Below are 9,992 nucleotides of genomic sequence, written 5' to 3'. Positions count from 1 at the left end.
CCGTTAGCCTCTTTGGGGTGACCGCACGCATCACCGACCCCGAGCAGCTCAAGGAGCTCCTCGGCATCCCGTTCACCCCGGAGCAGACGGCCTGCATCATCGCGCCGCCCGCCCCGCAGGTCATCGTGGCCGGAGCCGGTTCCGGCAAGACGACGGTGATGGCAGCCCGGGTGGTCTGGCTGGTCGGCACGGGCCAGGTCGCGCCCGAACAGGTCCTCGGTCTCACCTTCACCAACAAGGCCGCCGGCGAACTCGCCGAACGCGTCCGCACGGCCCTCGTCCGCGCGGGCGTCACAGACCCCGACGCCATCCCCCCGTCCCACGCGTCGCCCGACCGCCACCCCCCGACGACGTCGGTGCCCGCCGACCCCTACTACTCCCCGGGCGAGCCCCGCATCTCCACGTACCACGCCTTCGCCGGGCAGCTCCTGACCGACCACGGCCTGCGCATCGGCCTGGAGCCCACCTCCCGCCTCCTCGCCGACGCCACCCGCTACCAGCTCGCCGCGCGGGTCCTGCGCGAGGCGCCAGGACCGTACCCCGCCCTGACCAAGTCGTTCCCGACGCTGGTCAGCGACCTCCTCGCACTCGACGCCGAGCTGGCCGAGCATCTCGTCCGGCCCGAGGAGCTGAAGGCGTACGACACCGAGCTGCTCGACACCCTCTCCCGCGCCAAGCTCTCCAACGCCGATCTGCGCAAGGTCCCCGAGACGGCCGCGGCCCGCCGCGAGCTGCTGGACCTGGTGATCCGCTACCGCGCAGCCAAACGCTCCCGCGATCTGCTCGACTTCGGCGACCAGATCGCCCGCTCCGCCGAACTCGCCACCACGCGCGCGGAGGTCGGCGCCATCCTGCGCGACGAGTTCCGGGTCGTGCTGCTCGACGAGTACCAGGACACCTCCGTCGCCCAGCGGCTGCTGCTCTCCGGCCTTTTCGGCTCGGGCACCGGGCACGCCGTGACCGCGGTCGGCGACCCCTGCCAGGCGATCTACGGCTGGCGCGGCGCGTCCGTCGCCAACCTGGACGACTTCCCGACGCACTTCCCGTACGAGGACGGCACCCCCGCCACCCGGTACGCCCTCTCCGAGAACCGCCGCAGCGGCGGCCGCCTCCTCGACCTGGCCAACGGCCTCGCCACGCCCCTGCGGGCCATGCACGCGGGCGTGGAGGCGCTGCGCCCGGCGCCCGGCGCGGAGCGCGACGGCTCGGTACGGATCGCGCTCCTCCCCACCCACGCGGAGGAGATCGACTGGCTCGCCGACTCCCTCGCCCACCTGGTCCGCACGGGCAGGGAGCCCGGCGAGATCGCGGTCCTGTGCCGGACTGCCACCGACTTCCCCGCCATCCAGGCCGCCCTGGTCGCCCGTGACGTTCCGGTCGAGGTCGTCGGTCTGTCGGGGCTCCTCCACCTGCCCGAGATCGCCGACCTGGTGGCGGTCTGCGAGGTCCTCCAGGACCCCGGCGCGAACGCCTCCCTGGTTCGCCTCCTGACCGGCCCCCGCTGGCGCATCGGCCCGCGCGACCTGGCCCTCCTCGGCCGCCGCGCCCGGCTGCTCGTCCACCGGGAGAGGGGCGGGGACGCCGACGCCGACCAACGGCTCGCGGCGGCCGTCGAGGGCGTCGACCCCGCCGAGGTCATCTCGCTCGCCGACGCTCTCGACACGTTCCTCGACTCCGGCGGCGAGGACGACGGCCTGCCCTTCTCCGCCGAGGCCCGCGTCCGCTTCGCCCGGCTCGCCGCCGAGCTGCGCACCCTGCGCTCCTCACTCGCCGACCCGCTGATGGACGTCCTGCACCGGGTCCTCGCCACCACCGGCCTGGAGGTCGAACTCTCCGCGTCCCCGCACGCCCTCGCCGCCCGGCGCCGCGAGACCCTCTCGAACTTCCTCGACACAGCGGCCGGCTTCGCCTCCCTGGACGGCGAGGCGACCCTCCTGGCGTTCCTCGGCTTCCTGCGCACGGCCGCGCAGTACGAGAAGGGCCTCGACAACGCGCTCCCGGGCGGCGAGAACACGGTCAAGGTCCTCACCGCCCACAAGTCCAAGGGCCTGGAGTGGGATGTCGTCGCGGCGCCCGGCCTGGTCTCGGCCCAGTTCCCGAGCACCAGGTCCCGCGAGTCGTGGACCTCCCAGCCCCAGGTGCTGCCGCACGCCCTGCGCGGCGACACGGCGACGCTGCCCGAGATCACGACCTGGGACGCGGCCTCCCTGAAGACCTTCAAGGAGGCGATGCGCGACCACCAGCACACCGAGGAGCTCCGCCTCGGCTACGTGACCTTCACCCGCCCCCGCTCCCTCCTCCTGGGCTCCGCCCACTGGTGGGGCCCGTCCCAGAAGAAGCCCCGCGGCCCCTCGGACTTCCTCCACGCCCTCCACGACCACTGCGCGGCAGGCTTCGGCGAGATCGAGGCATGGGCGGACGAACCGGAGAAGGACGCGGAGAATCCGACCCTGACCGAGCAGCTCGCGGACCAGGCCTGGCCCCTCCCGCTGGACGAGGAGTCCTTCGTGCGCCGCCGGAGGGCGGCCGAGCTGGTCCGGTCCCAGTTGTGGGCATCCGTTCCTCAGGGCGGGGGAGGGTGGGCACACCCCACGGACGCGCTGCCCGCGCAAGGGCCCGCACCCCAGGACCCCGAGGACCTTTGGCCCGACGAGGAGCCTCAGTGGGACGAGGACCCGTTCTGGGACGACGAGCCCCCGGCGGACGAGCCCACGACCGACGGGATCCCTGCGCCCCGGGCACCGGAGGTCGGAGCGACCCCCGAGGAAGCCAGAACGATCGCCTCCTGGGACCGCGACCTCACCGCCCTCACCACCGAACTCCGCCGCGCCCGCGCCACCACCCGCGACGTCCTCCTGCCCGCCTATCTCTCCGCCTCCCAGGTCCTCCGCCTCGCCGCCGACCCCGACGGCTTCGCCCAGGACCTGGCCCGGCCCATGCCCCGGCCCCCGCAGCCCGCAGCCCGCCGCGGTACCCGGTTCCACGCGTGGGTGGAGTCACGGTTCGAGGAGCTCCCGCTCCCCATGCTCGGCCCGGACGAGCTCCCCGGCGGCGAGGAGTTCGCCGGCGAACCGGAGATCGTCGACGAGCGCGACCTCGACGCGCTCAAGGACGCCTTCGCCCTCACCCCGTACGCCCACCGCACCCCGTACCGCGTCGAGGTCCCCGTCCATCTCTCCCTCGCCGGCCGGGTCGTCCGAGGCAGGATCGACGCCGTCTACCGCGACCCGGAGTCCGGCGCGTACGAGATCGTCGACTGGAAGACCAGCCATCTGCGTACCGCCGACCCTCTCCAGCTCGCGATCTACCGTCTCGCCTGGGCCGAGCGGCACGGCCTCGACCCCGAAGACGTCGCCGCCGCCTTCGTCTACGTACGGACGGGAGAGGTCGTACGGCCCCGGGCACTCCCCGGCCGTGCCGAACTGGAGGGGATCCTGCTGGGCGGACCGACCCCGGACAGACCCGCCCCGGACGCCGGATAGGCTCAGGAGCATGAGCGAGACCCCGGACAACGCCGTCCAGACCGTACGTACCCAGGCCGTGCGCACGTACATCGAGCAGCACCGCGCCGCCTTCCTCGGCGACCTCGCCGACTGGCTGCGCATCCCCTCCGTGTCGGCGCAGCCCGCCCACGCCGAGGACGTACGGCGCAGCGCCCGGTGGCTCGCCGCCAAGCTGTCCGACACGGGGTTCACGACGGTCGAGGTCTGGGAGACGGACGGCGCGCCCGCGGTCTTCGCCGAGTGGCCGTCCGACGACCCGGACGCCCCGACCGTGCTCGTCTACGGCCACCACGACGTCCAGCCGGCCGCCCGCGAGGACGGCTGGCACACGGACCCGTTCGAGCCGCACGTCACCGACGGCCGGATGTACGCGCGCGGTGCCGCCGACGACAAGGGCCAGGTCTTCTTCCACACCCTGGGGGTCCGTGCCCACCTCGCCGCGACCGGGCGCACCGCCCCCGCGGTCAACCTCAAGCTGATCGTCGAGGGCGAGGAGGAGTCGGGCTCCCCGCACTTCCGGGCCCTCGTCGAGGCCCACGCGGACCGGCTCGCCGCCGATGCCGTGATCGTCTCCGACACCGGCATGTGGTCCGAGGACACCCCGACGGTCTGCACCGGGATGCGCGGCGTCGCGGACTGCGAGATCGAGCTGTACGGCCCCGACCAGGACATCCACTCCGGTTCCTTCGGCGGAGCCGTGCCCAATCCGGCCGCCGTCGCCGGTCGTCTGGTCGCCGCCCTGCACGACGAGGACGAGCGCGTCGCGATCCCCGGGTTCTACGACGGTGTCACCGAGCTGTCCGACGCCGAGCGCGCCCTCATCGCCGAGCTGCCCTTCGACGAGGCGGCCTGGCTGGCCACCGCCAAGTCCCACGGCACCCTCGGCGAGGCCGGCTTCTCCACTCTGGAGCGCGTCTGGGCCCGCCCCACCGCCGAGGTCAACGGCATCGGCGGCGGCTACCAGGGCCCCGGCGGCAAGACGATCGTCCCCGCCTCCGCCCAGCTGAAGCTCTCCTTCCGACTGGTCGCCGGCCAGGACCCGGACAAGGTCGAGCTCGCCGTACGGGACTGGCTCGCCGCCCGTGTCCCCGCCGGAATCCGGTACGAGATCGTCTTCGGCGCCCCGACCCGGCCCTGCCTCACCCCGCTCGACCACCCGGCCCTCACCGCGGTCGCGGGCGCGATGAGCCGCGCCTTCGACGGCGCCAAGGTCCGCTACACCCGTGAGGGCGGCTCGGGCCCCGCCGCAGACCTTCAGGACGTCCTGGGCGCACCGGTGCTGTTCCTCGGCATCTCGGTGCCGTCCGACGGTTGGCACGCCCCCAACGAGAAGATCGAGCTCGACCTTCTCCTCAAGGGCGTCGAGACCACCGCCCATCTGTGGAGCGACCTGCCCGCCGCACTCCACGCAGCCGCGCGATGAACCCACACAACGATCCGGGGGAGTTGGAAGTACCTGTGTCCACCTTGAACAGCCAGTTCGCGGACCGGCCGATCTCGCTCACCGCCCCGAGCGGCATCGACCGTGTCGCTCACCACCGCCTCGACGAGGCCTGGCTCGCGGCGGCCTGGAGCCACCCCACGACCCGCGTCTTCGTGGTCTCCGGCGGCCAGGTGCTGATCGACGACACCCCCGACGGCCGTACCGAGCTCGTCATGACCCCGGCCTTCGAGGCGCCGGTCACCGAGACCCACCGCTACTTCCTGGGCACGGACGCCGACGGCGTCTCCTACTTCGCCCTGCAGAAGGACGCCCTGCCCGGCCGCATGGACCAGTCCGCCCGGCCCGCGGGGCTGCGCGAGGCCGGCCTGCTGCTCTCGCCACGGGACGCGGGCCTCATGGTGCACGCCGTGGCCCTGGAGAACTGGCAGCGACTCCACCGCTTCTGCTCCCGCTGCGGCGAGCGCACGGTGATCGCGGCCGCCGGCCACATCCGCCGCTGCCAGGCCTGCGGCGCCGAGCACTACCCGCGGACCGACCCGGCGGTCATCATGGCCGTCACGGACGACCAGGACCGCATCCTGCTCGGCCGCCAGGTCCACTGGCCCGAGGGCCGCTTCTCGACCCTCGCGGGCTTCGTCGAGCCCGGCGAGTCGATCGAGACGGCGGTGATCCGCGAGGTCTTCGAGGAGGCCGGTGTCACGGTCGGCGAGGTCGAGTACGTCGCCAGCCAGCCGTGGCCCTTCCCGTCCAGCCTGATGCTGGGCTTCATCGCGCACGCGACCTCCTCGGAGATACACGTGGACGGTGAGGAGATCCACGAGGCCCGCTGGTTCTCCCGCGAGGAGCTGGCCGCCGCCTTCGAGTCGGGCGAGGTGCTGCCTCCGTACGGCATCTCGATCGCCTCCCGGCTGATCGAGCTCTGGTACGGCAAGCCGCTGCCGAAGCCGGGCGACGTCGTCTGACGTCCGCACCCATGGCTGAAAAGAGCCCCCGCCCGGTACTGCCGGGCGGGGCTCTTCTCGGTCCGCGTGCGCGTCGTGTCAGACGCCGACCTTCTGCTTGACCTGGGCGAGCGACGGGTTCGTCAGCGTCGAGCCGTCGGCGAAGAGGACGGTCGGGACGGTCTGGTTGCCCCCGTTGGCCTTCTCCACGAACGCCGCCGACTCGGGGTCCTGCTCGATGTTGATCTCCGTGTACGCGATGCCCTCGCGGTCCATCTGGCTCTTCAGCCGACGGCAGTAGCCGCACCACGTGGTGCTGTACATCGTCACAGTGCCCTGCATGGCCTGGCGCTCCTCTGTTCGCGGGGTAGGTGCCGAGGAGGAGAACGTACGCGCCCCCGTCCCCATTCCCGGACGATGACGACCGTGATTCGTATGACTGCATGTCCGGGCCTGTGGACAACGCGACGCACCGCCCCTCGCGAACCTGGCAGCATGGCGGGGTGACAGCAGCAACGCACTCCACTCTCTTCCCGCAGGTCCCCGAGTCGGCCGACGCGGTGCTCGACGGGCTCGACCCCGAGCAGCGCGAGGTCGCCCTGGCCCTGTACGGCCCGGTGTGCGTGCTGGCGGGAGCCGGTACGGGCAAGACGCGGGCCATCACGCACCGCATCGCGTACGGGGTGCGGGCAGGGATACTCCAGCCCGGCAGTGTGCTGGCCGTCACGTTCACCAACCGGGCGGCCGGCGAGATGCGCGGCCGGCTCCGCGAGCTCGGCGCGGGCGGGGTGCAGGCCCGCACCTTCCACTCCGCCGCCCTGCGCCAGCTCCAGTACTTCTGGCCGAAAGTCGTCGGTGGCGATCTTCCCCGACTCCTGGAGCGCAAGATCCAGCTCGTGGCCGAGGCGGCCGCGCGCTGCCGCGTCCGGCTCGACCGCAACGAGCTGCGCGACGTCACCGGCGAGATCGAGTGGGCCAAGGTCACCCAGACCGTCCCCGCCGACTATCCCGCGGTCGTCGCCAAGTCGGTCCGCGACGCCCCCCGCGACCCGGCCGAGATCGGTCAGATCTACGCCATGTACGAGCAGCTCAAGCGAGACCGCTCGGTGATCGACTTCGAGGACGTGCTGCTGCTCACGGTCGGCATCCTCCAGGACCGGCACGACATCGCCGACCAGATCCGCAGCCAGTACCAGCACTTCGTGGTGGACGAGTACCAGGACGTCTCCCCGCTCCAGCAGCGGCTCCTCGACCTGTGGCTCGGCGACCGCGACAGCCTCTGCGTCGTCGGCGACGCCAGCCAGACCATCTACTCCTTCACCGGCGCCACCCCCGACCACCTGCTGAACTTCCGCACCCGGCACCCGAACGCCACGGTGGTCAAGCTCGTCCGCGACTACCGCTCCACCCCTCAGGTCGTGCACCTCGCCAACGGACTCCTCAGCCAGGCCCGCGGCCGCGCCGCCGAGCACCGTCTGGAGCTGATCTCCCAGCGCGACCCCGGCCCCGAGCCCGTCTACACCGAGTACGCCGACGAGCCCGCCGAGGCCGAGGGCACCGCCCGCCGCATCCGCGACCTGATCGCCGCGGGCGTCCCGGCCGGCGAGATCGCCGTGCTCTACCGCATCAACGCCCAGTCCGAGGTCTACGAACAGGCACTCGCCGACGCCGGTGTGCCCTACCAGCTGCGCGGCGCCGAGCGCTTCTTCGAGCGCCAGGAGGTACGGGAGGCGGGCATCGCCCTGCGCGGAGCCGCCCGCGCCGGGGGCAACGACTCCCTCCTCGACGACGCCGAGGACCTGCCCTCCCAGGTCCGCGCCGTGCTCTCCACCAAGGGCTGGACCAGCGAACCGCCCGCCGGCTCCGGCGCCGTCCGTGACCGCTGGGAGTCCCTCGCCGCCCTCGTCCGCCTCGCCGAGGACTTCGCCCGCGCCAAGAGCGGTGCCACGCTCTCGGACCTCGTCGCCGAGCTCGACGAGCGGGCCGCCGCCCAGCACGCCCCGACCGTCCAGGGCGTCACCCTCGCCTCGCTGCACGCGGCCAAGGGCCTCGAGTGGGACGCCGTCTTCCTGGTCGGCCTCACCGAGGGCATGATGCCGATCACCTACGCCAAGACCGACGAACAGGTCGAGGAGGAACGGCGCCTGCTGTACGTCGGGGTCACCCGCGCCCGGCTGCACCTCACGCTGTCCTGGGCGCTCTCCCGCTCCCCAGGCGGCCGTGCCTCCCGGCGCCCCACCCGCTTCCTCAAGGGGCTGCGCCCCGGCTCCGGCGCTCTCGGCCTGGGCAGCACGGGAGGCGGCGGCTCCATCGAGAGGGGCGGCGCCGCCCGCCGCAAGCGTCGCGGGCCGGTGCTGTGCCGCGTCTGCGGCGCCACACTCACCGAAGCCGGCGAGATGAAGCTGATGCGCTGTGAGGACTGCCCCTCCGACATGGACGAGGCGCTCTACGAGCGGCTGCGCGACTGGCGTGCCGACCAGGCCAAGGAGCTCGGGCAGCCCGCGTACTGCGTGTTCACCGACAAGACGCTGATGGCGATCGCCGAGCGCATGCCGTCCACCGACGGCGAACTCGCGGGGATCTCCGGGGTCGGTGTCCGCAAGCTCGACCGCTTCGGGGTCGACGTCCTCGCCATCTGCGCGGGCGAAGAGCCAGGTGGGGGGCCTGGAGGAGACGACGAGCAGGACTCATGAAAACTCGTCGAAAAAATAGTTTGCGCACCCCCCGTCAAGCCCCATAGGTTCTTAACCACGGAAACAGCGGCTTCTTCGAAGCCCTGCTTTCGTGCTGTACTTGTCCAAATGAACATGAGGGTCCGGCTCACCCCGAGCCCTCCGAGACGCCGAGAGGAGGCGATTCCAGTGATCAGCAACATCAACAGCACCAACGTCAGCTTCGTCAGCACCGACAAAATGACCGATCGCTCGGTCGTCTCCGCCTGCTCGCTCGGCCTCTCCGGCTCGGCGTTCATTGGCAGCGGTCTTCCTGGCACCGGTCTGTCCGGCGCTGGTATGGCCGGCGCCGCCGCTTCCCTGCGGCCGGCCGCCCTTGCGGGTCTGCTCGTCATGGAGCGCAATGAGCGACCGACCAAGGCACTGGAAGCAGGAGTAGCAGCAGTCGAGGCCAAGGCCTATGACTTTGCGGCGACCGGTGCCGAAACCAAGCAGCAGACGACGCAGCACCACACGAAGTGGGCCTTCCGTGGGCTCGAACCCTGGAGTGATCCAGCCTGATCGACGATCAGGCCGGCGCCTTCAGGGCCGCGGAACCCCACCCGGGATCCGCGGCCCTTTTGTTTGTCCCCGAACGGGGGCGACAGAGCGAAGGGGCCTCGGGACCAGCAGAACCCGGTACCAGCCGAAACCCCGGCCAACAGGCCGGAACGACCAGACGAGGAAACACCACCGTGCAACTCGAAGCGCACGCCCCGTCCGTACCGCCTTCCGAAACGATCCCCCCGCCCGGCCTCACGGAGGACTCCACCTTGACCCCCCTCACCGCGCTCACCGCGCTCGACGACGCCATCGAGAACCTCGGCGTACCCGTCCCCTGCCGCTCGTTCGACCCGGAGGTCTTCTTCGCCGAGTCCCCGGCCGACGTCGAGTACGCCAAGTCCCTCTGCCGCACCTGCCCGCTGATGGAGGCCTGCCTCGCCGGCGCGAAGGAGCGGCGTGAGCCGTGGGGCGTCTGGGGCGGCGAGCTGTTCGTCCAGGGAGTCGTCGTAGCCCGCAAGCGGCCGCGTGGTCGCCCGCGCAAGAACCCGGTCGCGGCATGAACGTCACCGGAACCATCGACCGACCCCTCACGCACGATCCCCAGAAGCTGGCCCCGATGACCTCTTCCACCAGCGAGCCCTCCGGCTCCGCGACCCCAGACGTTTCCATCACCGGCGCGAACGCCTCGCGTCAGAACAGGACCCGTGAGATGCAACTCATCCCAGAAGCCTTGGCTCGTGCTCATATGCACGACCGCATGCGTGAAGCCGACGCGGAACGCCAGGCCGCGCGCCTGGTCGCCGCCCGGCGGATGCAGCGGCGTGCCGAGCGCGTGTCCCTGCGCGCCCGCCGCGCGCTGGCCATGGCCGTCATGCACTGATGAAAGAAC

Annotated in this window: 8 protein-coding genes; 7 read left to right on the top strand and 1 reads right to left on the bottom strand. The window is 71.9% G+C overall.

Annotated features, from left to right (window positions below):
* The first annotated feature begins 17 nt into the window (after window positions 1–17).
* The 3 genes from ACFC0D_RS37085 to nudC are packed head-to-tail and all read left to right on the top strand — an operon-like array spanning window position 18 to window position 5,909.
* On the top strand, window positions 18–3,482 hold the full coding sequence (locus tag ACFC0D_RS37085; RefSeq protein WP_376446121.1) for a UvrD-helicase domain-containing protein: 3,465 nt from the start codon (window positions 18–20) through the stop codon (window positions 3,480–3,482).
* Between the two features lie 10 nt (window positions 3,483–3,492).
* Window positions 3,493–4,926, top strand: coding sequence for a dipeptidase (locus ACFC0D_RS37080; RefSeq protein WP_376446118.1), 1,434 nt, complete (start codon window positions 3,493–3,495; stop codon window positions 4,924–4,926).
* A 35-nt stretch (window positions 4,927–4,961) separates the two neighbouring features.
* Window positions 4,962–5,909, top strand: coding sequence for an NAD(+) diphosphatase (gene nudC / locus ACFC0D_RS37075; RefSeq protein ID WP_376446115.1), 948 nt, complete (start codon window positions 4,962–4,964; stop codon window positions 5,907–5,909).
* 78 nt (window positions 5,910–5,987) lie between these two features.
* On the opposite strand, the gene ACFC0D_RS37070 is transcribed toward nudC, so the two are convergent.
* Window positions 5,988–6,230 carry a mycoredoxin gene (locus ACFC0D_RS37070; RefSeq protein ID WP_149547526.1) on the bottom strand — a complete coding sequence of 81 codons (243 nt, stop codon included), beginning with the start codon at window positions 6,228–6,230 and terminating at the stop codon, window positions 5,988–5,990.
* 101 nt (window positions 6,231–6,331) lie between these two features.
* Between ACFC0D_RS37070 and ACFC0D_RS37065 the strand changes: the two genes are divergently transcribed.
* The 4 genes from ACFC0D_RS37065 to ACFC0D_RS37050 all read left to right on the top strand — a co-directional run bounded on the left by ACFC0D_RS37065 (window position 6,332) and on the right by ACFC0D_RS37050 (window position 9,983).
* Window positions 6,332–8,581, top strand: coding sequence for an ATP-dependent DNA helicase UvrD2 (locus ACFC0D_RS37065; protein ID WP_376446111.1), 2,250 nt, complete (start codon window positions 6,332–6,334; stop codon window positions 8,579–8,581).
* Window positions 8,582–8,761: 180 nt separating this feature from the next.
* Entirely contained in the window at window positions 8,762–9,121 is a 360-nt protein-coding gene (locus tag ACFC0D_RS37060; protein ID WP_376446124.1) for a hypothetical protein, read from the top strand.
* A 173-nt stretch (window positions 9,122–9,294) separates the two neighbouring features.
* Window positions 9,295–9,663, top strand: coding sequence for a WhiB family transcriptional regulator (locus ACFC0D_RS37055; RefSeq protein ID WP_137993472.1), 369 nt, complete (start codon window positions 9,295–9,297; stop codon window positions 9,661–9,663).
* Window positions 9,660–9,983: a hypothetical protein gene (locus ACFC0D_RS37050; protein ID WP_376446108.1), complete on the top strand. Its 324-nt coding sequence runs from the start codon at window positions 9,660–9,662 to the stop codon at window positions 9,981–9,983. Before ACFC0D_RS37055 ends, ACFC0D_RS37050 begins: the two co-directional genes overlap by 4 nt.
* The last annotated feature ends 9 nt before the right edge of the window (window positions 9,984–9,992 follow it).

Source organism: Streptomyces sp. NPDC056222 (assembly GCF_042264065.1).
Taxonomy (GTDB): domain Bacteria; phylum Actinomycetota; class Actinomycetes; order Streptomycetales; family Streptomycetaceae; genus Streptomyces.
The sequence above is the reverse complement of the archived record's forward strand: the minus strand, read 5'-3'. Positions and strand labels throughout refer to the sequence as shown.

What these genes read in the sequence shown, in the direction of transcription:
- ACFC0D_RS37080 (WP_376446118.1), top strand. Translation starts at nt 3,493, where the DNA reads ATGAGCGAGACCCCGGACAACGCCGTCCAGACCGTACGTACCCAGGCC.
- ACFC0D_RS37070 (WP_149547526.1), bottom strand. Translation starts at nt 6,230, where the DNA reads ATGCAGGGCACTGTGACGATGTACAGCACCACGTGGTGCGGCTACTGC.
- ACFC0D_RS37065 (WP_376446111.1), top strand. Translation starts at nt 6,332, where the DNA reads ATGTCCGGGCCTGTGGACAACGCGACGCACCGCCCCTCGCGAACCTGG.
- ACFC0D_RS37050 (WP_376446108.1), top strand. Translation starts at nt 9,660, where the DNA reads ATGAACGTCACCGGAACCATCGACCGACCCCTCACGCACGATCCCCAG.